This window comes from Micromonospora sp. NPDC005806 (genome assembly GCF_042871425.1).
Taxonomy (GTDB): Bacteria; Actinomycetota; Actinomycetes; order Mycobacteriales; family Micromonosporaceae; genus Micromonospora.
The window spans coordinates 87,915-110,315 of the sequence record NZ_JBIAIL010000023.1; the positions used below are offsets into that span (position 1 = coordinate 87,915).

A 22,401-nucleotide genomic window follows, 5' to 3' on the forward strand; every position below is an offset into this window, starting at 1 on the left:
TGGCGGGATCGCGCACCTGTCCGGAACGGTACCGGCGCGCCCCGCCCGGCCGCCCGTGAGCGCGCTCACCACCACCGTCCGGCCAGTACGACTACCCGAGCCCGGCCGAGAACTGCCAGCTCGGGGCGTCCGGGCGACGGGGGGAATACTGGGCGGGTGGAGAGCGCCCGCCCCCGTCTGCTGCTGGTCGAGGACGACCGCGCCCTGACCGGCCTGCTCGCCGACCTGCTCACCGAGGAGGGGTACGCGGTCGACGTGACCGGCGACGGGCACAGCGGGCTGCACCACGCGCTCACCCACGACTACCAGCTCATGGTGGTCGACCGGGGGCTGCCCGCGCTCGACGGGCTGGCGCTGGTCACCCGGCTGCGGGCCTGCGGCGTGACCTGCCCGGTCCTGCTGCTCACCGCCCGGGGCTCGGTCGACGACCGCGTGGCGGGGCTGGACGCCGGCGCCGAGGACTACCTGGTCAAGCCGTTCGAAGTGGCCGAGCTGCTGGCCCGGCTCCGGGCGCTGCGCCGCCGGCACTCGGAGGCGGCCGGCTGGCTGCCGCTCGGGCGCCGCCGGCTGGACGTGGGGAACCGCCGGGTGCTCGACGGCGCCGCGGAGATCCCGCTCTCCGCCCGCGAGTTCGCCGTACTGCACGCCCTCGCCGGCCGGCCGACGAAGGTCTTCACCCGGGCCGAGCTGCTCAGTGCCGCGTTCGACCACGCCGACGCCCCGGGCACGGTCGACGCCTGCGTCCATCACCTGCGCCGCAAGCTGGGCCGGGACACCGTCCGTACGGTGCACGGGCTGGGCTACCGGCTCGGCCCGGGCTGAGGCGGGCTCGGCGTGGACGAGGCCCGGCTGACCCGTGCCCGCCGGCGCAGCGTGGTCCAGACCGCCGGCGCTATCGGGCTGGTCCTGCTGCTGGTCGGGGCGCTGATGTTCGTGCTGACCAGCCGACAGCACTCGCGGGCGCTGGACGCGGAGCTGACCGCGGTGCTGGCGACGGCCGAGGACGTGGACGACCCGCCGCCCGGTCAGGTCCTCGCCCGGCAGCGCCCGGCGGCTACGGCCGCCGAAGTGACCGCGAGCGCGTCCCCCGAGCTGGTCCGCGTCCTCGACGGCGCGGTCGGCCGGCGCCCCGGCCGGTACGACACCAGCGTCGGCGACAACCGGCCGTTCCGGGTGCTGGTCGCCCGGCGGGCGGACGGCAGCCGCTGGGCCGTCGCCGCCGACCTGGCGCCGCTGCGCCGGCAGCAGGGGCAGCTCGCCCTCGCGCTGCTGGTGGCCGAGCTGGCCGGCCTGGCCGGCGCGCTGGTCGCCGCCGCGTTGCTGGCCCGGCGGGCGGTCGCCCCGCTGGCCGCCGCGCTCACCCTGCAACGCCGCTTCGTCGCCGACGCCTCGCACGAGCTGCGGACCCCGCTCACCGTGTTGCACACCCGGGCCCAGGTGCTGGCCCGGCGGGCCCGGACCCGGCCGGCGGACCGGCTCACCGACCAGCTCGACCAGCTCGTGGCGGACACCCGGGCGCTCGGCGAGGTGGTCGAGGACCTGCTGGTGTCGGCCGCCGCCGAGCACCAGCCACTGCCGGACACCGAGGTCGACCTCGCCGAGGTGGCCCGGGAGGTGGTGGCGAGCATGTCCGCGTACGCCGAGGGTCGGGCGGTCGAGCTGCGTGTCGAGGCGCCGGGGCCGGCACCGGTCCGGGGCGGCCGTACGGCCCTGCGCCGGGCGCTGACCGCGCTGGTGGACAACGCCGTCGGGCACGTGGACCGGGGCGGACACGTCACGGTGACCGTCGACCGGCGCGACGGGCGGGTGGCCGCCGAGGTCGCCGACGACGGGGTGGGGCTGGACCCGGGCGAGGCGGACCGGCTCTTCGACCGCTTCGCGCACGGCACGTCGGGGACCGGGCGGCGGTTCGGGTTGGGTCTGGCGCTGGTGCAGCACGTGGCGCGGGCCCACCGGGGCTCGGTCGAGGTGGCCGGCGCGCCGGGCCGGGGCGCCACCTTCACCCTGCTCCTGCCCCTGGCCTGAGCGCGGGCGGCGGGCGCCTCGCCGCGGCCGGCGGCGCAAGAACTTCCCAAGAATCGCTGGGCACTGTGGGCCGGGAAGTAACGTCCCCGATCGTCGAGGAGAGATCGTGCCCGACACCGTCAACGGACTGCCGGTGCACCCGCTCGTGGTGCACGCCGTCGTGGTCCTCCTGCCGCTGGCCGCGCTCGGCGTGGTCGCGCTGGCCGTCCGGCCGTCCTGGCGGGGCCGCTTCGGCGTGCTCGTCGTGCTGATCGCCGCGCTGGCCACCGCCGCCATCCCGCTCGCCACGGACAGCGGGGAGAACCTGGAGCGCCGGGTCGGCGACCCGGGCCGGCACGCCGAATTGGGGGACCAGCTGATCTGGTTCGCGCTGCCGCTGCTGGTCGCCGCGGTCGCGCTGGTCTGGCTGCACCGCCGGGCCGCCCGCCGCGTCGAGGACCCGACCGGGACCCGGCGTACCTCCGGTCCGGGCGTGGTCGGCGTGGTGGTCGGGGTGCTGGCCGTGGTTGTCGCCGCCGCGAACCTGGTGCAGGTCTACCGGGTCGGTGACTCCGGGGCCAAGGCGGTCTGGGGCGACACCCCGGCGGCGACCGCCCGACCCGGCGGCGACGACGGCGACTGACCCACCCGCCCTGCGCCGCGCGGCCGCCGGTGGTGAGATGGACGGCGGACGCGCGGTGCCACGGGCGGAGGAGGACTACCGCATGGAGTACGTGAAGTTCGGGGCCACCGGCCTTGAGGTGTCCCGGCTCTGCCTGGGCTGCATGAGCTACGGCGAGCCGAGCCGCGGCCCGCACCCGTGGTCGCTGCCCGAGGAGGCGGCCCGGCCGTTCATCCAGCAGGCGCTGGAGCTGGGGGTCAACTTCTTCGACACCGCCAACGTCTACTCCGACGGGACCAGCGAGGAGATCGTCGGCCGGGCGCTGAAGGACTTCGCCCGCCGCGACGACGTGGTCATCGCCACCAAGGTGCACGGCCGGATGGGGCCCGGGCCGAACCGGGGTGGGCTGTCCCGCAAGCACATCATGAGCGAGATCGACGCGAGCCTGCGCCGGCTGGGCACCGACTACGTGGACCTCTACCAGATCCACCGCCTCGACCCGGCCACCCCGATCGAGGAGACCCTGGAGGCGCTGCACGACCTGGTCCGCGCCGGCAAGGTCCGCTACCTCGGCGCCTCCTCGATGTACGCGTGGCAGTTCGCCAAGGCCCTCTGGGCCGCCGAGCGGCACGGCTGGACCCGGTTCGTCTCCATGCAGAACCACTACAACCTGCTCTACCGGGAGGAGGAGCGGGAGATGCTGCCGCTCTGCCTGGACCAGGGGATCGCGGTGATCCCGTGGAGCCCGCTGGCCCGGGGGCGGCTGACCCGGGAGTGGGGCGAGCACACCGCGCGGGCCGACACCGACGAGTTCGGCCGGACCCTGTACGCGCGGACCGAGGAGGCGGACCGCGCAGTGGTCGATGCGGTGACCCGGATCGCCGAGGCGCGGGGCGTACCCCGGGCGCAGGTGGCGCTGGCCTGGGTCGCCGGCAACCCGGCGGTGACCGCGCCGATCGTCGGCGCGACGAAGGCGCACCACCTGACCGACGCGGTGGCGGCGCTGGAGTTGGAGCTGACCGACGACGAGGTCGCGGCCCTGGAGGGGCCGTACGTCCCGCACCCGGTCGCGGGTTTCTAGGCCGGCGTCGGCCCGGCGGCCACCTCGGCCGGGGCCTGGCGGGGGAACGAGGCCCAGATGTTCTTGGTCTCGTCGGTGGCGTACCAGCCGACGGCCAGCGAGACCGACTCGGCCAGGAACAGGCCGCGACCACCCGAGTCGAGCGGGCTGATGTCGGCCGGGTCCGGCACGCTGCTCAGGTCGTGGTCGGCCACGTCGAGGAGGAAGCAGTCGTCTGCGCCGAGCAGGGTGATGACGGTCGGCGGACGGCCGTGCCGCAGGGCGTTGGTCGACAACTCGGTGGCCACGAGCACGACGAGGTGTGGCACCTCGTCGAGTTCCTCGCCCTGCACCAGGCCGTGGCGGGTCAGCGCGTCCCGCAGCGAGGCGCGCAGGTCGCGCAGCTCGCCGGGGGTGTCGAGGACCCACCGCTCCAGCTCGGTGGCCTGCGGCGGTGGCGGCGACGTGCGCAGCTGTCCCATGATCTCGCAATACCCTGCGTAGCCGTCCGCTAAGCGCCCGGGATTGTCCGGCCGCCGGTCCGGGTGGGCTCCCTCACACCGTGGCGGAGCCCACCCGAGCGGTCACCGGCGGAGCAGGGCGAAGACGCCCCAGCCCAGGTACTCCCGCTGGTAGCGGACGTACCGCAGCGGGTCCTCGGTCAGCTCCCGCCGCAGTTCCCCGGCCAGCTCGTCGTCCGGGTTGGCGTCCAGCCAGCGGCGCAGGTTGAGCCAGTGCGCGGCCGCGTACCGGTCCCAGCTGTCCTGGTCGGCGAGGACCATCTCAACCAGATCCCAGCCGCACGCGCCGAAGAGCCGGACCAGCCCCGGCAGGTCCCGGAACTCGTCCCGGGACCGGGCGTGGGAGCCGGTCACCGTCTCCTCGTCGGGCGGGTCGAGCCGCCAGTACGGCTCCCCGACCAGGAGCATCCCGCCGGGACGCAGGCTGCGCTCCAGGATCTCCAGGGTGCCGGGCACCCCGTCGCCGATCCAGGTGGCGCCGACGCAGGCGGCCAGGTCGACGGGCTCCGCCGCGACGTACGTCGCGGCGTCGCCGTGCACGAACCGGACCCGGTCGGCGACGCCCAGTTCGGCGGCGCGCTCCCGGGCGGCGGCGGTGTTGTGGGTGCTGATGTCCACCCCGGTGCCGGTGACGCCGTGGTCCCGGGCCCAGGTGCAGAGCAGCTCGCCCTTGCCGCTGCACAGGTCGAGGATCGACGTGCGAGGCTCGAGCTTGATCGCCCGGCCCAGCGTGGCCAGCTTGCCGGCGTCGAACGGGTTGAGGATCCGGAGGTCGCCCTCGCGGATGGTGAAGCTACGTGGCAGATCCAATGTGGTCACTCCAGAAGAAGGCTGTGGGTGTCGGGTGGCATTCACGCTGGCCGGCTCGGCTCAGCACGCGCGACACGGGCACCAAAACACCCTCTTCAGGCAGTCGGAGTGACGTCGCGGCGAGGCTATCGGTCATCCGTCGGAACGCCCACTGAATATCCCGTGCGGCGTGGCCGGGCAGCAGCGGGGCGCCTCTGCTTGGCATGATGTCCGGCATGTCCGCCACCCCCGACCGGCCGCACGCCGAGCCGCCCACCAGCATGTTGCCGCTGTTCGGCGCGACCAGGGGCCGGCACCGGGCGACCGAGGACGGTTACCGGCTGATGTGGCTGGCGGTGGCGGGAGCGGCCGTGGTGCTGCTGATCGCCACGCTGACGGTGGTGCTGGCCGGGGGCGGGGACACTGACGGCGCCCGCCCCGAGGTGGCGGCCACCGCCCTGCCCGACGAGTCCGGGGCACCCGATGACCCCTGGGTGACCGAGGAAGCCTCGCCCACGCCGAGCGCCGTGCCGTCACCGTCGTCCCCCGCGCCACGGGCCGGCGCCGATGCGGCGAAACTCCTGGCCGAACTGGGGAGCAAGGTGGACGGGCTGGTGCAGCAGGGGCAGCTGCGCCGCAAGGACGGTCAGGACCTGCACCGGCGCCTGCGCGACGCGGGGCGGGCGCTCGCCGCCGGTGACACCGGGCGGGCGCGGGCGAAGCTGAGCGACTTCACCGAAGTGCTGGTCAACCTGCGCTCGTCCGGCCGGATCAGCGCCAGCGGGTACGAGACCCTCGTCGCCGGGACGTCCCGGCTCGCCCAGGCCCTGCGTTAGCGCGGCGGCGGCCGACGGAACGGTTCGGGTGGGCCGCCCACACCACCGACGCCACCGAGGTGTCGGCCGGACGGATATCTGCTGTGGTCTATGTCACGTTAGCGTTCCCGCACGCCGGTCGTCCCGCCGGCGCTCCGACGGGAGAACGCCATGAAGACACCGTGGAAAGCCGCCACCACCCTCGCCGCGGCCCTCCTCCTGGTCCTGCCCGGCGGCGCCGCCGCCCGGGCCGCCGGCACGCCGTACACCAAGACCCCGGTCTCCGGCTCGCTCGGCACCTACCCGATCTCCGCCGTGTACGTCGCCGGAGTCTCCTCCGGGGGCTACCTGGCCACCCAACTCCAGGTCGCGTACTCGGCGCGGATCCGGGGCGCGGCCGTCTTCGCCGCCGGCCCGTACTACTGCGCCCAGAACAACGTCTCCCAGGCGCTCTACGGCTGCGGCGACAACATCTACCCGACGTACGTGTCCACGCTGGAGAGCTACACCCGCAGTTGGGCGTCCTACGGCTGGATCGACGGCACCGGCAACCTCGCCGGCCAGCTGGTGTACGTCTACCACGGCGGCAACGACAACACCGTGAAGAAGTCGGTCACCGACGACCTGGTCCGCTACTACCAGGACTTCGGGGCCAGCGTCCGCTACGACTCCGGCAGCGCCGCCGGCCACTCCTGGGTCACCCCGTACGGCACGGTGGGCTGCACGGCGACCGCCTCGCCGTACCTCAACGACTGCGGCACCGACCCGGAGGGCAGTTTCCTCGGCAAGCTGCTCGGCTCGGTCTCCGCGCCGAACACCGGCCCGCTCGGCGGCACGCTGATCCGATTCAGCCAGGACACGTTCGCCACCAACGGCTGGGCCAACGGGCTGAGCATGGACGCCAACGGCTTCGCGTACGTGCCGAGCGCCTGCGCCGCCGGGCAGACCTGCCGCCTGCTGGTCGCCCTGCACGGCTGCGCCCAGGGGTACGCCAGGATCGGCACCGCCTTCGTCGACCAGGCCAACCTCAACCAGTACGCCGACACCAACCGGCTCATCGTGCTCTACCCGCAGGCGATCGCGACCGGGGTGAACCCGAACGGCTGCTGGGACTGGTGGGGCTACCTCGGCGCCACCAACTATCCGATCAAGGGTGGCTACCAGGTCGAGACGATCATGAACATGGTCCGCCGCCTGGACGGCTGACGGACCGCCGGTCCGGTTTCCCGCCCCGGCTCCGACGTTCCGGGAAAGTGCCAACCTCGGCGAAAGGGGAGCCCGATGACCGGCAGCCCGTCCAACCGTACGACACACCGCCTCCGCCACTTGTGGTGGCTACCACAGGTGGCGCTGGCGCTGGCCATGTTCGGCGCCGGAGCGGCGAAGCTGGCCGGCGAGCCGGCGATGGTGCGGATGTTCGACGACATCGGCGCGCTGATCCGGCAGGCCGTTCGTCGGATTCGACCTCGCCCTCGGCGACGTTTCCACGAGGTCGCACCGCCGGTTCGGCACGTGAAAGCGGCGTCAAAAATCGGCAGGCCCGCGTAGCAGATCTGTGAAAGCTGTCGACGGTGCACGGCCGGTGTGACTGGTATGGCCTCAAGGCGGGCCTGAGCGTGCGGCCCCGCTGTCGCCCGGAGGCGTGCTGTGGTTGTCGATCGAGATCAGGGAATTCCGGCGGTCGCGGAGCCGACCCCCATCGGATTCAGCGTCGCGCGTGGCGCGGCACTGGTGGTCGGGGCGGCGCTGCTGGCGGCGGCGGCCTTCGCCCCGACCGAACTGGCCGGCCGGATCCTGCTGATGGCCGTCGTCGTCGGCGCGTACGCGGCGGTCGTGGTCGACCTGCGGGCGGTCGCGGCGGTGGCCGCGCTGGCGGCAGCGACCTTCGTCGGCTTCCTCGCCTATCGGTACGGCGACCTGACCGGCGGCGGGAACGCCTGGTCGTACGCGGTGCTGATCGGTCTGGCGGCAGCCCTCGGCAGGGGCTACCGGTACGTCAGGTCGATCAACGCGGACCACGACGAAGCCGTTCCGCTGGTCCGGCAGCCTGTCCCCGGCTCCTCCGTCGTCGCCCCGGACGACGCGCCGAGGGGGCCCCGTGCGGCCTGACCCGGTCGTCACCGGCAGGGCGGTTTCAGGCATACCGGCCCCGCTGTGACCCCCTTCACTTGCAACGGGGACGCCGTGAAAAGCGCGTCAAGAAAAGGCAATCCGCCGTCATGGTCGCGTTATAGCCCCTGTCCGTCGGACGGGTCCGGCGTTTTGATTGCCCGGCGCGACCGGGAGGCGGTCGCGACGAACGAGTCCGGTAAGAGGAGTCAGCCGTGTCTGACGTGCTGTTCGTGTTGATAACGGTGGGGCTGTTCGCGGCTCTCGCCCTCGTGGTGAGGGGCGTGGAGAAGCTGTGAACGCCGTCAACGCCGTCGGCCTGGTGCTGGCGATCGGCCTGGGTGTGTTCCTGGTCCTCGCCCTGCTGTTCCCGGAGCGTTTCTGATGAGCATGACAACAGCCGGCGTCATCTTCATTCTGTCGCTGGTGGCGGCGCTGGTCGCCGTCTACAAGCCGTTCGGCGACTACATGTACCGGGTGGTGTCCGGCACCCGGCACTCCCGCGCGGAGCGCGGGCTTTACCGCGTGATGGGCGTCAACCCGGCGGCCGAGCAGTCCTGGGGCGTGTACGCCCGCAGCGTGCTGGCCTTCTCCGTGGTGTCGATCCTGTTCCTGTACGCGTTCATGCGGCTGCAGAACCACCTGTGGCTGAGCCTGGGCTTCGACCCGGTGATGACCCACGGCGCGTGGAACACCGCCGTCTCGTTCGTGACCAACACGAACTGGCAGTGGTACTCGGGTGAGTCGACCATGGGCCACCTGGTGCAGATGGCTGGCCTGGCGGTGCAGAACTTCGTCTCCGCCGCCGTCGGTGTCGCGGTGGTGGTCGCGCTGGTGCGCGGGTTCGCCCGTAGCCGGACCGGTGAACTGGGCAACTTCTGGGTCGACCTGACCCGGATCACGCTGCGGATCCTGCTGCCGATCGCGGTGCTCGGCGCGCTTGCGCTGATGATCGGCGGCGCCGTGCAGAACCTCTCCGGCGGCACCGACGTCACCACGCTGACCGGCGGCACCCAGCACATCACCGGCGGGCCGGTGGCCAGCCAGGAAGTGATCAAGGAGCTGGGCACGAACGGGGGTGGCTTCTACAACACCAACAGCGCCCACCCGTTCGAGAACCCCACGACCTGGACGAACTGGCTGCAGATCTTCCTGATCCTGCTCATCCCGTTCAGCCTGCCCCGGGTCTTCGGCCGGATGGTCGGCCAGAACCGGCAGGGCTACGCCATCGCCGCGGTCATGGCGATCCTCGCCCTGGCCAGCATCACCCTGACCAACGTCTTCGAGCTGACCGGGCACGGCACGGTCCCGCAGGCGGTCGCCGCCGCGATGGAGGGCAAGGACGTCCGGTTCGACGTGTCGAACTCGGCGACCTTCGCCGCGGCCACGACGTTGACGTCGACCGGCGCGGTGAACTCGTTCCACGACTCGTTCACCTCGCTCGGCGGCATGATGACCATGTTCAACATGATGCTCGGCGAGGTCGCGCCCGGCGGTACCGGCTCCGGCCTCTACGGCCTGCTGATCCTCGCGGTGATCACGGTCTTCGTCGCCGGTTTGATGGTCGGCCGCACCCCGGAGTACCTGGGCAAGAAGATCGGCGCCCGCGAGATCAAGCTCGCGTCGCTGTACTTCCTGGTCACGCCGGCCCTGGTGCTGGCCGGTACGGCGGCGGCCTTCGCCACCGGCAACAACTCCACCGCGTTGAACGTCGGCCCGCACGGCCTGTCCGAGGTGCTCTACGCGTTCACCTCGGCGGCCAACAACAACGGCTCCGCGTTCGCCGGCATCACGGTGAACACGCAGTGGTGGAACACCGCCCTGGGCCTCTGCATGCTGCTCGGCCGCTTTCTGCCGATCATCTTCGTGCTCGCCCTGGCCGGCTCGCTGGCCCGCCAGAAACCCACCCCCGCGTCCGAGGGCACGCTGCCGACCCACCGGCCGCTCTTCATCGGCATGGTCGTCGGCGTCACGGTGATCCTGGTCGCGCTGACCTTCCTGCCCGCGCTCGCGCTCGGCCCCCTCGCTGAGGGGCTGTGACCATCATGAGGAACGAGGACATGTCCGTCACACCCGTGACATCCGGCGGCACCGGCGAACAGCGGGTCGCCGGCACCCCCGCCATCCACGGCGACCGGGTCGGTGCCGGTCTGCTCGACCCGAAGCAGCTCATCCGGTCCCTGCCGGACGCGCTGCGCAAGCTCGACCCCCGCACGCTCTGGCGCAACCCGGTGATGTTCATCGTGGAGATCGGCGCCATCTTCACCACCGTGCTGGCGGTGGCCGACCCGTCGGTCTTCGCCTGGGCAATCACGGTCTGGCTCTGGCTCACCGTGGTCTTCGCGAACCTGGCCGAGGCGGTCGCCGAGGGCCGGGGCAAGGCCCAGGCCGCCGCCCTGCGGCAGGCGAAGCAGGACACCATCGCCACCCGCCTCATCGGCTGGACGCCCGGCGCGGCGGCGAACGCCTACCGCGACGAGGCGGTGCCGGCGCCCCAGCTCAAGCAGGGCGACATCGTCCTGGTCGAGGCCGGCCAGATCATCCCCGGCGACGGGGACGTGGTGGAGGGCATCGCCAGCGTCGACGAGTCGGCGATCACCGGCGAGTCCGCGCCGGTCATCCGGGAGTCCGGCGGCGACCGCAGCGCGGTCACCGGCGGCACGAAGGTGCTCTCCGACCGGATCGTTGTCAAGATCACCCAGAAGCCGGGCGAGAGCTTCATCGACCGGATGATCGCCCTGGTCGAAGGGGCGAACCGGCAGAAGACCCCGAACGAGATCGCGCTGAACATCCTGCTCGCCGCGCTCACGATCATCTTCCTGCTGGCCGTGGTCACCCTCCAGCCGTTGGCGATTTTCTCCAAGGGCTACCAGGCGGCCGCCCCCGACACGGGCGCGATCACCAATGCCGGCGTCACCGGCGTGGTACTGGTATCGCTGCTGGTCTGCCTGATCCCCACCACCATCGGGGCGTTGCTCTCGGCGATCGGCATCGCCGGCATGGACCGCCTGGTCCAGCGCAACGTCCTGGCCATGAGCGGCCGGGCGGTCGAGGCGGCCGGCGACGTGAACACGCTGCTGCTGGACAAGACCGGCACGATCACCCTCGGCAACCGGCAGGCGGACGAGTTCCTTCCGGTCGAGGGGGTGGACGCCGCCACGGTGGCCGACGCGGCCCAGCTGTCGAGCCTGGCCGACGAGACCCCCGAGGGCCGGTCCATCGTGGTGCTCGCGAAGAACGAGTTCGGGCTGCGTGAGCGCGAGCCCGGCCTTATCCCGCACGCCACCTTCGTGCCGTTCACCGCACAGACCCGGATGAGCGGCGTCGACCTCAGCCCCGACAGCACCGTCGACGGCGGTGCCATCGGGCCGGCTCGACGCATCCGCAAGGGCGCCGCCGCAGCGGTGATGAAGTGGGTCCGGGAGAACGGCGGCCACCCCACCGAGCAGGTCGGGCAGCTGGTCGATGAGATCAGCGGCATCGGTGGCACCCCGCTCGTCGTCGCCGAGCACATCGAGGGCCAGCCGGCCCGCACGCTCGGCGTCATCCACCTGAAGGACATCATCAAGACGGGGATGAAGGAGCGGTTCGACGAGATGCGCCGGATGGGCATCCGGACCGTGATGATCACCGGTGACAACCCGCGTACAGCGCGGGCGATCGCCGAGGAAGCGGGTGTGGACGACTTCCTCGCGGAGGCCACGCCGGAGGACAAGCTCGCCCTGATCAAGAAGGAGCAGGAGGGCGGCCGGCTGGTCGCGATGACCGGCGACGGCACGAACGACGCGCCGGCGCTGGCCCAGGCCGACGTCGGCGTGGCGATGAACACCGGCACGTCGGCCGCCAAGGAGGCCGGCAACATGATCGACCTCGACTCCGACCCGACCAAGCTGATCGAGATCGTCGAGATCGGCAAGCAGTTGCTGATCACCCGCGGTGCCCTGACCACCTTCTCGATCGCCAACGACATCGCCAAGTACTTCGCGATCATCCCGGCGATGTTCGCCGGGATGATCCCGTCGCTGGACGCGCTGAACATCATGCGGCTGGCCAGTCCGGAGTCGGCGATCCTGTCCGCGGTCATCTTCAACGCGATCATCATCGTCGTGCTGATCCCGCTCGCCCTGCGAGGCGTGCGGTACCGGCCGGCGAGCGCGTCGAAGCTGCTCAGCCGCAACCTGTGGCTCTACGGCCTCGGCGGCATCATCGTGCCGTTCATCGGCATCAAGCTCATCGACCTGCTCATCCAGTTCATCCCGGGGATCTCGTGATGCGCCTCCCAACCTGGCTCGCCCAACATCTGGCCGCGCTGCGCGCGCTGCTTGTCTTCACCGTCCTGCTCGGCCTCGCGTACCCGCTGGCCCTGGTGGCCGTCGGCCGGCTCCCCGGCCTCGACGGCAAGGCCGACGGCTCGCTGGTGAGCGTGCACGGCACGACCGTCGGCAGCTCGCTGATCGGCCAGTCCTTCACCGACAAGGACGGCAACCCCATCGCGCGCTACTTCCAGTCCCGGCCATCGGCAGCCGGCGACGGCTACGACCCCACCTCCACCGCAGCCAGCAACCTGGGCCCGGAGAGCGTGGTCGACACCATCGCCGCCAACCCTGACGACTCCACGCAGAGCCTGCTCACCCAGGTCTGCTCGCGGAGCAAGGCGATCGGCGAACTCGACGGCGTCGACGGCCGCCGGCCGTACTGCACGGCCGACGGGGTGGGCGCGGTGCTGGCCGTGTTCCACCGCGACGGGCTCACCGGCCCGGTCACCCGGGTGGTGAGCGTCAACCAGGTCGCCCCGGCGACGCCGTTCGTCGGCAGTTGGCAGGGCGTACCGGTGGAGCTGGCCCAGCCGGACCACGACTACGTCGCCGAGGGCGGGGTCATCACCCCGATCCGCGGCGATGCGCCGGCCAAGCCCGCCGTGCCCGCCGACGCGGTCACCGCCAGCGGCAGCGGCCTCGACCCGCACATCTCCCCGGCGTACGCCGAGATCCAGGTGGCCCGGGTCGCGCGCGAGCGCGGCGCGGACCCGGCGGCGGTCCGGAAGCTGGTCGAGGAGCACACCACCGGCCGGTCGCTCGGCTTCATGGGCGAGCCCGCGGTGAACGTGCTCGAACTCAACCTCGCGCTGGACGCGAAGTTCCCCGCGCGCTGATCCGACCGACCAGAGCTGGCGGGGCCACCGACGGGGTGGCCCCGCCAGCGCCTACCGTCTGATGACCGGGGCTCCGGAAATCAGAGAGGATGTTCCCGTGCCCAGGGGCGAACTGCGCATCTATCTCGGGGCCGCACCCGGCGTCGGCAAGACGTACGCCTTGCTCGAAGAGGCCCAGCGGCGCGCCGAGCGGGGCACCGACGTGGTCATTGGCCTGGTGGAGACCCACGGCCGGCCGCACACGGCGGCGATGCTCGGTGATCTGGAGCAGGTGCCACGCCGCGCCATGACCTACCGGGGCGTCGAGTTCACCGAGATGGATCTCGACGCCGTGCTGGCCCGCCGCCCCGAGGTCGTCGTGGTGGACGAGCTGGCACACACCAACGTGCCCGGCTCCAGCCACGAGAAGCGCTGGCAGGACGTCCAGGAGCTGCTCGACGCCGGGATCAGCGTGCTGTCCACGGTCAACATCCAGCACCTGGAGTCGCTCAACGACGTCGTCGCGCAGATCACCGGCACCACCCAACGGGAGACCCTCCCCGACCAGGTGGTCCGCGCCGCCGAGCAGGTCGAGCTGGTCGACATGACGCCCGAGGCGCTGCGCCGCCGGATGGCGCACGGCAACATCTACCGGCCCGACAAGATCGACGCCGCACTGGGCAACTACTTCCGGGTCGGCAACCTCACCGCGCTGCGCGAACTGGCCCTGCTCTGGCTGGCCGACAAGGTCGACGACCAGCTCGACGCGTACCGGGCTCAGCAGGGCATCTCCGAGACCTGGGAAGCGCGGGAACGGGTCGTCGTCGCCCTGACCGGTGGGCCGGAGGGCGAGACGCTGATCCGGCGGGCGGCTCGGATCGCCGCCCGGAGCAAGGGTGCCGACCTGCTGGCGGTGCACGTGGCCCGCAGCGACGGACTGGCCGGCGCCGACCCGGCCCAGCTGGCCCGGCAGCGGGTCCTGGTGGAGAGCCTCGGCGGCACGTACCACCAGGTGCTCGGCACCGACATCGCGGCCGCGCTGCTGGACTTCGCCCGTGGCGTCAACGCCACCCAGCTCGTGCTGGGCGCGAGCCGGCGGGGACGGTTCGCGCAGGTCCTGTCGCGGGGGGTCGGGGTCACCACCACCTCGCTGTCCGGCCCGATCGACGTACACCTCGTCACCCACCCGCAGGCCGGGCGGGGCCGGCGGGCGGGCGAGGTGCCGGCGGCGCTGTCCCGACGGCGCCGGCTGCTCGGCTTCGCCCTCGCGCTGCTCGGCATGCCGCTGCTGACCTTCGTGCTGTCGACGCTGCCCGACCTCAGCCTCACCAATGACATCCTGCTCTTCCTCGCCGGCGTGGTCGGGGTGGCGCTGGTCGGCGGGCTGTGGCCGGCGCTGGTCGCGGCGCTCGGCGGCTCACTGCTGCTGAACTGGTTCTTCACCCCGCCTTTCCACACCCTGACCATCGCTGAGGCGGACAACCTCCTCGCGCTCGGCGTCTTCGTCGGCGTCGCCATCGCGGTGAGCTGGGTGGTCGACGTCGCCGCCCGGCGTACCCGGGAAGCGGCGCGGGCCTCCGCCGACGCCCAGACCCTCGCCACCGTCGCGGGCAGCGTGCTGCGCGGCGAGCGTCCGCTGCCCGCCCTGCTGGACCGGCTCCGCGAGACCTTCGCGCTGCGCGCAGTCAGCGTGCTGGAACTCGCCGCCGAGGCGGAGGGCCGGCCGGGCCGGGCCCGCGAGGAAGACGCCTGGCGGGTGGTGGCCAGCGTCGGCGAGGCGCCGGCGTGCAGCCCGAGCGCCGGGGAGACGGTGGTCCCGGTCGACGAGCGGCTCAGCGTCGTGCTCTCCGGACGGCGGCTGGAGGCCGCCGACCGGCGGGTGGTTGAGGCGTTCGCCGCCCAGGCCGCCGTCGCGCTGCGCCAGGAGCGGCTCGCCGAGGAGGCCGCCGCCGTCCGGCCCCTCGCCGAGGCCGACCGGATGCGCACCGCGTTGCTCGCCGCGGTCAGCCACGACCTGCGTACGCCGCTCGCCTCGGCCAAGGCCGCCGTGTCCAGCCTGCGCAGCCACGACGTCGAGTTTGACGCCGACGACCGGGAGGAACTGCTGGCCACGGCGGACGAGTCACTCGACCGGCTTGGCCGGCTGGTGGCGAACCTGCTCGACATGAGCCGGCTTCAGGCCGGGGTGCTGGGCGTCAGCGCCACCGCGATCGGGCTGGAGGATGCCGTACCCCTGGCCCTGGACGAGCTCGGGCCGGCCGCCCTGGACGTCGCCACGGACATCCCCGCCGACCTGCCGGCGGCGCTCGCCGACCCCGGCCTGCTGGAGCGGGTGCTGGTCAACATCGTCGCCAACGCCCTGCGCTACAGCCCGCCCTTGCAGCCGCCGACGATCACCGCCAGCGCGCACGCGGGCCAGGTGGAGCTGCGGGTGATCGACACCGGCCCGGGGATTCCCGAGGACCAGTGGGAGCACGTCTTCCTGCCGTTCCAGCGGCTCGGCGACCGGGACAACCAGACCGGGGTGGGGCTCGGCCTCGCGCTGTCCCGGGGGCTCGCCGAGGCGATGGGTGGCAGCATCATCCCCGAGACCACCCCGGGGGGTGGTCTCACCATGGTGGTACGCCTGCCGGCGGCCCCCGGAGGGATCGAGTCGGAAGGGCCGCAGGAATGACCCGGATCCTGGTCGTCGACGACGAACCGCAGATCCTGCGGGCCCTCCGCATCAACCTGCGGGCGCGGGGGTACGACGTCGACGTCGCCGACAGCGGCGCGGCTGCGCTCAAGGCCGCCGCCAGCCACCCGCCCGACCTGGTGGTGCTGGACCTCGGCCTGCCCGACCTGGACGGCGCGGACGTCATCCGCGGCCTGCGCGGCTGGACCGGCGTGCCGATCATCGTGCTCTCCGGCCGGGCCGGCAGCGAGGACAAGGTGGCCGCCCTCGACGCGGGCGCCGACGACTACGTGACCAAGCCGTTCGGGGTGGACGAGCTGCTCGCCCGCATCCGCGCGGTCACCCGCCGCCTCGCGGCTACCCCAGCCGACGCGACGACGTCAGCGGCCACCGCCATCCAGCGGATCGGGCGGCACACCGTCGACCTCGCCGATCGCGTGGTCACCCGCGACGACGGCGTCGAGGTCAAACTCACCCCCACCCAGTGGGCCATGCTGGAGAAGCTGCTGCGCCACCCGGGCAAGCTGGTCAGCCAGCGCCAGCTCCTGCACGAGGTGTGGGGCCCGGAGTACCACAACGAGACCAACTACCTGCGGCAGTACATGGCCCAGTTACGCCGCAAGTTGGAGGACGACCCGGCCCGACCCCGGCACCTGATCACCGAGCCGGGGATGGGCTACCGCTACCGCCCCTGACGCCGTCGCCGGCCGCCGGGTCAGCCGGCGTGTACGTGCGGCCGCCGGGACCGGTCCGGCTCCTGCTGCCGCAGGATCTCCCGGGTGACCGGGGCGATCTCGCCCTGGCCGAAGATCAGGTAGCGCAGGAAGTTGCCGGCGGGATTGCCTTCGGTCCACTCGAAGTAGATGTGCGGCCGGCGGTGGGTGAGGTCGCGGACGTGCAGCAGCAGCGCGGCGAGCGCGTTCGGCACCGACGAGCTGGCCAGCCGCAGCACCCGGTACTTCCCGTGCACCACCGCGCCGGTGACGTGCAACTCGGTCTCGAAGTCCGACGGGTCGGTCACGGTCACCTCGACGAAGACGACGTCGGCGTCGGCGGGGAAGTCGTTGTCGGCGACGATCTGCGCCAGCTTGTCACGGTACTCGGCGGCGTCCCGGCTGGCCGACTCGTGGGCGATCAGCCGGATCCGCCGGCGGGCACCCTCGGTGATGAACTGCCGGGCCACCGGGTCCAACTCGACCCGGTTGACCCGAAGCTCGAACGCGCGGAACAGCCGGGACAGCAGCGATACGGCGATGATCCCGGCGATGAAGCAGGCGGCGATCTTCACGCCGTCCGGGCGCTCGACGATGTTCGCGATGGTGGTGTACACGAAGATCACCGCGATGATCCCGAAGGCCACCGTACGGCCGTGCTGCCGGCGGTGCCGGGCAGAGAGCGTCACCGCGGTGGCCGCCGAGGTGATCAGCACCAGCACGCCGGTGGCGTACGCGCCGCCCTGGGCGTCGACGCTGGCCTCGAAGGCGATCGTGATGACGAACGCCACCACGGTGAACACCAGCACCAGCGGCCGGACGGCCCGGGCCCAGGTGGGGGCCATGCCGTAGCGGGGCAGGTAGCGGGGAACCAGGTTGAGCAGGCCGGCCATCGCCGAGGCGCCCGCGAACCACAGGATGGCGATGGTCGACAGGTCGTAGACCGTGCCGAACACCTCGCCGAGGTGCTGGTGCGCCAGGTACGCCAGCGCCCGCCCGTTCGCCGCGCCACCCGGCTTGTACGCCTCCGCCGGAATGAGCACGGTGGTGACGATGCTGCTGGTGACCAGGAAGATGCTCATGATCACGGCGGCGGTGGTGAGCAACCGGCGCGCGCCCCGGATCCGGCCGGCCGGCTTCTCCTCGGTGTCGGCGGAGTCGCCCTGGATGTGCGGCATCACCGCCACCCCGGTCTCGAAGCCGGAGAGGCCCAGCGCGAGCTTGGGGAAGACCAGCAGGGCGATGCCGATCATCAGGAGCGGGTCGCCGTGCTGGGCGGTCAGGGCGGCGGTCCAGTCCGTCACCCGGGCGGGATGGGTGACCACCCGCCAGAGCGCGTCGACCACCACCACGGCGTTGAGCGCCAGGTAGACCCCGACCAGGCCGACGGCGATGCCGATCGCCTCGGTGAAACCCTTCAGGAACACCGCCCCCAGCAGCGCGACCAGCAGCAGGGTGATGATCACCTCGTGGCCGCGCAGGCCGGCTGGCCAGAACGGGTTCTCGTCGATGTGGGCCGTGGCGTCGGCCGCGGAGAGGGTGATCGTGATGATGAAGTCGGTGGCCGCGAAGCCGAGCAGCACGAGCACGAAGAGCTTGCCCTGCCAGTACGTCAGCAGCTTCACCAGCATGGCAATGGAACCCTCGCCGTGCGGGCTGTCCTGCGCGACCCGCCGGTAGACCGGCAGCGCGCCCAGCAAGGTCACCAGCACCAGCACCAGGGTGGCGATCGGGGACAGCACGCCGGCAGCGAGCGCGGCGATGCCCGGCTGGTAGCCGAGGGTGGAGAAGTAGTCCACTCCGGTGAGGCACATGACCTTCCACCAGCTGTGGTGGTGCCGCTCCGGCGGGCGGCCGTACGGGCCCTCCGTCTGGGCCGGCCGCGCCGCCGTGTCCGCCAGCAGCCAGTCGCGTAGCGGGCGTTTCCGGCGTTCCCGTACCCGCTCCCGCATGTCCACGCTCATCGTGCCTCCCCGGCTCTCCACACGGTCGCCGGGCGTACGGACGTGACGGCGGGCACCTGCCGACGCCATCTGTCGAGCGGGGGTTCCGGCCGGTCCCACCCGGGCGCACGCGCCCGGAGCCGCCGACCCGGTCGACCTCGACGTCCCGTCGGCCATGATCGCCTCGCACTCGGGTCGGCACGCCCCTCGCTACGCGGATTTAACGCGTACGGTCGGATTTTTAACGCCCTTTTGACGCATGGGGGTGCCCGGGGCGCCGGAGCCGGCGCGCGGCCGTCAAGTCCGGGTTTCACCGCCGCCGCGCCGGGGACTCGGCGGACGCCGCCGTGCCCGGCCGACGAGCGGGGGAGGCTGATGGGTGACCACCGGTTGACATCGCCGTCCGGCGGGTTCGGCCGGCGCCTCGACGAGCACGGGCACGAACACGACGCGGAGGAGACACCGCGGGCCGGTGGGCTGGTCGACAGCGCCGTCTACGTCGACGGCCGCCGGCGCGCCTCCCCGGCCACCCTCGCCGACACCTACCGATGCCTGCAGGAACTCGACCAGGCCATCGCCTGGATCGGGCTGTACCGGCCGAATCAGGAGCAGATCCATTCCCTCGCCGACGAGTTCCAGCTCCACGAACTCGCCGTCGAGGACGCCATCAACGCCCACCAGCGGCCCAAGCTGGACCGCTACGGTGACACCCTGTTCGTGGTGCTGCGCGCCGCCCGCTACCTCGACGACCGCGAGGAGGTCGAGTTCGCGGAGCTGCATCTGTTCCTCGGGCCGGGGTTCGTGATCACCGTCCGGCGCGGTGAGACGCCCGACCTGGCCGCCGTGCGGCGCAGGATGGAGGCCGATCCCCAGGCCCTCGCCCGCGGTGCCGAGGCCGTCCTGTACGCGGTGCTCGACCAGGTCGTCGACGGCTACGCCCCGGTCGTGGCCGGTCTGGAGAACGACATCGACGAGATCGAGACCGAAGTGTTCGGCGGCGACCCGAGGGCCAGCCGCCGCATCTACGAACTCAGCCGGGAGGTCATCCAGTTCCAACGCGCCGCCCGCCCGTTGTTGAAGGTGGTGGACGCCCTCTCCGCCGGCTTCGAGCGGTACGGCACGGACGAGGAACTGCGCCGCCGGTTGCGGGACGTCGCCGACCACCTCACCCAGGTCGTGGAGCGGGTCGACGGGTTCCGGCACCTGCTGCAGAACATCCTCACCGTCAACGCCACCCTCGTCTCGCAGGCCCAGAACGAGGAGATGCGCAGTCTCACCGCGGCCAGTTTCGAGCAGAACGAGGAGATCAAGAGGGTGTCCGGGTGGGCGGCGATCCTGTTCGCGCCCACCCTCATCGGCACCGTCTACGGGATGAACTTCACCCACATGCCGGAGCTCGGCTGGCGCTACGGATACCTGTTCGCTCTCGCCCTGATGGGCCTGGTCTGCGGCGCGCTCTACCTGCTCTTCAAGCGCCGCGGCTGGCTGTGACCGGCCATCTCACCGCGCCGAGCACCAGCGTGCCGAACAGCGCCGCGGCCGGCGCGAGGGCCAGCCCGTACCGGAGGCCGGTCGACACCAGCGGGCCGGCGAGCGCCGAGCCGGCGGCGCTGCCCACCACGAACGCCGTGCTCACCCAGGCGAACGCCTCGGCCACCGTCCCCGGCTCCGCCAGCCGCTCTGCGGCCAGGAAGATCGCGGTCAGTACCGGCGGCAGCGCCAGGCCGCTGACCACGAGCAGGCCGGCCATCGGGACCGGCCCGGGAGCGAGCAGCAACGGCAGGTAGCCGGCGGCGAGACCGGCGGCCAGCAGCGGCAGGCGACCCGGGCCGCCCGGCCGGGCCCGGGTGTAGAGCAGGCCGCCGGCGAGCGCGCCGGCCGCCTGCGCCGCGAGCAGCCAGCCGGTGAGCCGCCGGTCGCCGACCGTCTCCGCGTAGCCGGTGACCGCCACCGCGATGCTCCCGACCGCCGCGCCGACGCCGACCACCCCGGCCAGCATCGCCGTGAAGCGGGGTACGCGCAGCGGGCCCGCCCAGTGCCGTACCGCCGCCACCCCTCGCCACGTGCGGACGGCAGGGGCCGAGGCGTAGGCCGCGGTGCCGGCGAGCTGCAGCACCCCGGCGGCGACCAGCCCGGCGGGCGGGCCGGCCAGCGTCACCGCGAGGAGCGTGACCAGCGGCCCCACCACGAAGATCACCTCCTGGACGGCGATGTCCAGCGCGTACGCCGTCGGCACGGCGGTCGGTGGCAGCAGGCTGGGCCAGAGGGTACGCAGGCACGCCTCCAGCGGCGGTGTGCCGAACCCGGCCACCGCCGCGCCGAGCACGGCGCCGGTCACCTCACCGCCGGTCAGCGCCACCACGCCGAACCCGAGGCCGGAGAGCACCGCCGCGCCCCACAGCACCGGCGGCTGCCGCCAGCGGTCCACCGCGCGGGCGAGCATCGGTGTCCCCGCCGCCATCCCGGCGGTGTACGCGGCGACCAGCAGGCCGGCGGTGGCCAGACTCAGCGACTGCCGGGCGAAGAGCAGCAGGGCCAGCGGGCCGCTGGCGGTGGGCAGCCGACCGACCTGGCTGCTGAGGAGGACTCGGCGGACCTGCGGTGCGCGCAGCACCGACCGGATTCCGGAACTGTCCCCGGACATGAGGCATCGCTCCCGGTGCGACGTGGAAGGAAGGAGGCGTCGGGTGCCGGGAGCGGCTCAGGGAGCGAAGTCGGCCCGCTCGTGGTCGTTGCCGTAGAGCGGCAGGGCGGGCGGGATCCACTGGGCGTACGCGGCCGCCACGGCCTCCACCGGGATCACGGGTCGACGGTAACCCACCGGCCGGCGCTGGTGTCGCCCGTGCCGGTGGAGGCAGCGGGCTCGAGGCCGACGAGATGCCGCCGGGGATGACCTTCGCGACCTACTGGCCGAAGGTGAAGACGTAGGCGCGTAGGCCGGGTTGGTCGGCGACGAGGGTCAGCAGATGGTCGTCCCGTGACGCACCGTTGACCAGCCGGAACATTGCCGCCCGGTCGAGGTGCGCCACCGCGTCCGGGCCGACGTCGGCGCCGCGCTCGTCGCCGATGGGTTGCCCGTCGAGCAGGACCCGGACCGCAGCCGCGCCGGACGATCCGGGGTCCACGACGAGGTTCACCTCGCCGGCGTTGAAGGGAAGGGCGAGTTCGCCGGTGCCGCTGGCGAGTTCGACGTACTCACCGCTGCTTCGCCAGTCGCCGGTCAGGGCGAAACTGCCCGGTTCTCCCCGGTCGGCGCCGACGTACGTCTCCGGCGTGACGTCGAGGTAGGAGGGCTGGCCGGCCGTGGCGAACGCCATCGCTTCCGGGCTGACCGGCGGCAACTGGGTTCCGGGCGCCCCGGCGACGAGAAGTCGGCGGATCTCCGACTCCACCCGCTCGTAGCTGCCTTCGCCGATCCATTGATCGACGAGTCTTCCTTCCGCGTCGAAGAGATACTTCGCCGGCCAGGCGTTGTTGCGGAGGGCTCGCCAGAAGGTGAAGTCGTTGTCGAGCGCGACGGGATAGGTGAGTCCGTGGTCGCGGATTCCCCGGTCGATGTTCTCCGGGCGCTTGCCGAACTCGAACTCGGGCGCGTGCACGCCGACGACGACCAGGCCCAGGTCGGCGTAGTCGCGGTGCCAGGCCTTCACGTAGGGCGACGTACGGATCCAGTTGATGCAGGTGTATTCCCAGATGTCGACCAGGACCACCTTGCCGTGCAGCGCATCCGCGGTCAGCGGCGGCGAGTTCACCCACCGCTCGACGGTGATATCGGGAAGCCGCATGGTCATCGCTTCCGAGTCCTGGTCACGCCCCGTCGTGCTCCGCCGGACAGGAGCAGGATTCCCTCGGTCGGATTCGGCGGGACGTCACGAGCCATGCCGCCAGCCTGACACGGCTCGCCAGCCGTGAGCGCCGAAACCGCCTGATACGAAAATCGGGCGGTCGTGGTGATCAGGTCAGGCTGTTTGTGTGCGTTGGACCGTGACTTGGTAGCCGAGTTGGTGGAGTTGGTCGATC

At 72.3% G+C, this 22,401-nt stretch carries 20 protein-coding genes; 15 read left to right on the forward strand and 5 right to left on the reverse strand.

Translation table 11 applies throughout. The features are described 5' to 3' along the window. Nucleotides 1-156 precede the first annotated feature (156 nt). From ACFYOS_RS22875 to ACFYOS_RS22890, 4 genes are all read left to right on the forward strand, one after another. A complete protein-coding gene (locus ACFYOS_RS22875; protein ID WP_387145022.1) occupies nucleotides 157-822 on the forward strand; it encodes a response regulator transcription factor in 666 nt (221 codons plus the stop codon). A gap of 12 nt (nucleotides 823-834) precedes the next feature. Further along, nucleotides 835-2,025, forward strand: a complete 1,191-nt coding sequence (locus ACFYOS_RS22880; protein ID WP_387145025.1) for a sensor histidine kinase — start codon at nucleotides 835-837, stop codon at nucleotides 2,023-2,025. Between the two features lie 106 nt (nucleotides 2,026-2,131). Next, complete coding sequence (locus ACFYOS_RS22885; RefSeq protein WP_387145028.1) at nucleotides 2,132-2,647, forward strand: DUF2231 domain-containing protein; 516 nt, start codon at nucleotides 2,132-2,134, stop codon at nucleotides 2,645-2,647. Between the two features lie 82 nt (nucleotides 2,648-2,729). Further along, nucleotides 2,730-3,707 (forward strand): aldo/keto reductase, encoded by a 978-nt coding sequence (locus ACFYOS_RS22890; protein ID WP_387145084.1) that lies wholly within the window; start codon nucleotides 2,730-2,732, stop codon nucleotides 3,705-3,707. Here ACFYOS_RS22890 and ACFYOS_RS22895 read toward each other — a convergent pair. Both ACFYOS_RS22895 and ACFYOS_RS22900 read right to left on the reverse strand, forming a co-directional pair. Then, nucleotides 3,704-4,168, reverse strand: coding sequence for an ATP-binding protein (locus ACFYOS_RS22895; protein ID WP_387145031.1), 465 nt, complete (start codon nucleotides 4,166-4,168; stop codon nucleotides 3,704-3,706). The two genes, ACFYOS_RS22890 and ACFYOS_RS22895, sit on opposite strands and share 4 nt — an antisense overlap. Before the next feature lie 102 nt (nucleotides 4,169-4,270). Beyond that, the gene (locus ACFYOS_RS22900) at nucleotides 4,271-5,026 is read right to left on the reverse strand and encodes an SAM-dependent methyltransferase (protein WP_387145034.1); all 756 of its coding nucleotides are present in this window, start codon (nucleotides 5,024-5,026) and stop codon (nucleotides 4,271-4,273) included. Nucleotides 5,027-5,232: 206 nt separating this feature from the next. Here ACFYOS_RS22900 and ACFYOS_RS22905 point away from each other — a divergent pair, with 206 nt between their 5' ends. The 10 genes from ACFYOS_RS22905 (at nucleotide 5,233) to ACFYOS_RS22950 (ending at nucleotide 16,420) form a co-directional block, all read left to right on the forward strand. Next, nucleotides 5,233-5,832: an FIMAH domain-containing protein gene (locus tag ACFYOS_RS22905; RefSeq protein WP_387145037.1), complete on the forward strand. Its 600-nt coding sequence runs from the start codon at nucleotides 5,233-5,235 to the stop codon at nucleotides 5,830-5,832. Between the two features lie 150 nt (nucleotides 5,833-5,982). Next, complete coding sequence (locus tag ACFYOS_RS22910; RefSeq protein ID WP_387145040.1) at nucleotides 5,983-7,017, forward strand: poly(3-hydroxybutyrate) depolymerase; 1,035 nt, start codon at nucleotides 5,983-5,985, stop codon at nucleotides 7,015-7,017. 138 nt (nucleotides 7,018-7,155) lie between these two features. Further along, on the forward strand, nucleotides 7,156-7,359 hold the full coding sequence (locus ACFYOS_RS22915) for a hypothetical protein (protein ID WP_387145043.1): 204 nt from the start codon (nucleotides 7,156-7,158) through the stop codon (nucleotides 7,357-7,359). Between the two features lie 99 nt (nucleotides 7,360-7,458). Then, the gene (locus tag ACFYOS_RS22920) at nucleotides 7,459-7,920 is read left to right on the forward strand and encodes a hypothetical protein (RefSeq protein ID WP_387145046.1); all 462 of its coding nucleotides are present in this window, start codon (nucleotides 7,459-7,461) and stop codon (nucleotides 7,918-7,920) included. Between the two features lie 295 nt (nucleotides 7,921-8,215). Beyond that, on the forward strand, nucleotides 8,216-8,305 hold the full coding sequence (gene kdpF, locus ACFYOS_RS22925; protein WP_387145049.1) for a K(+)-transporting ATPase subunit F: 90 nt from the start codon (nucleotides 8,216-8,218) through the stop codon (nucleotides 8,303-8,305). Then, nucleotides 8,305-9,960, forward strand: coding sequence for a potassium-transporting ATPase subunit KdpA (kdpA, locus tag ACFYOS_RS22930; protein ID WP_387145052.1), 1,656 nt, complete (start codon nucleotides 8,305-8,307; stop codon nucleotides 9,958-9,960). The genes kdpF and kdpA overlap by 1 nt, the downstream gene beginning before the upstream one ends. Before the next feature lie 20 nt (nucleotides 9,961-9,980). Next, the gene (kdpB, locus tag ACFYOS_RS22935; protein WP_387145055.1) at nucleotides 9,981-12,191 is read left to right on the forward strand and encodes a potassium-transporting ATPase subunit KdpB; all 2,211 of its coding nucleotides are present in this window, start codon (nucleotides 9,981-9,983) and stop codon (nucleotides 12,189-12,191) included. Then, nucleotides 12,191-13,072 carry a potassium-transporting ATPase subunit C gene (locus tag ACFYOS_RS22940; RefSeq protein WP_387145058.1) on the forward strand — a complete coding sequence of 294 codons (882 nt, stop codon included), beginning with the start codon at nucleotides 12,191-12,193 and terminating at the stop codon, nucleotides 13,070-13,072. Before kdpB ends, ACFYOS_RS22940 begins: the two co-directional genes overlap by 1 nt. 97 nt (nucleotides 13,073-13,169) lie before the next feature. Beyond that, nucleotides 13,170-15,725, forward strand: a complete 2,556-nt coding sequence (locus ACFYOS_RS22945) for a DUF4118 domain-containing protein (RefSeq protein ID WP_387145061.1) — start codon at nucleotides 13,170-13,172, stop codon at nucleotides 15,723-15,725. Continuing rightward, a complete protein-coding gene (locus tag ACFYOS_RS22950; RefSeq protein WP_387145064.1) occupies nucleotides 15,722-16,420 on the forward strand; it encodes a response regulator in 699 nt (232 codons plus the stop codon). The genes ACFYOS_RS22945 and ACFYOS_RS22950 overlap by 4 nt, the downstream gene beginning before the upstream one ends. 20 nt (nucleotides 16,421-16,440) lie before the next feature. Here the strand turns inward: ACFYOS_RS22950 and ACFYOS_RS22955 are convergent, their stop codons facing one another. Further along, complete coding sequence (locus ACFYOS_RS22955) at nucleotides 16,441-18,402, reverse strand: amino acid transporter (protein WP_387145066.1); 1,962 nt, start codon at nucleotides 18,400-18,402, stop codon at nucleotides 16,441-16,443. A gap of 354 nt (nucleotides 18,403-18,756) precedes the next feature. Here ACFYOS_RS22955 and corA point away from each other — a divergent pair, with 354 nt between their 5' ends. Further along, entirely contained in the window at nucleotides 18,757-19,872 is a 1,116-nt protein-coding gene (corA, locus tag ACFYOS_RS22960; protein ID WP_387145069.1) for a magnesium/cobalt transporter CorA, read from the forward strand. Here the strand turns inward: corA and ACFYOS_RS22965 are convergent. After that, entirely contained in the window at nucleotides 19,850-21,025 is a 1,176-nt protein-coding gene (locus tag ACFYOS_RS22965; RefSeq protein ID WP_387145071.1) for an MFS transporter, read from the reverse strand. The genes corA and ACFYOS_RS22965 overlap by 23 nt on opposite strands. A gap of 259 nt (nucleotides 21,026-21,284) precedes the next feature. Then, on the reverse strand, nucleotides 21,285-22,172 hold the full coding sequence (locus tag ACFYOS_RS22970) for a redoxin (protein ID WP_387145073.1): 888 nt from the start codon (nucleotides 22,170-22,172) through the stop codon (nucleotides 21,285-21,287). Nucleotides 22,173-22,401: the final 229 nt, after the last annotated feature.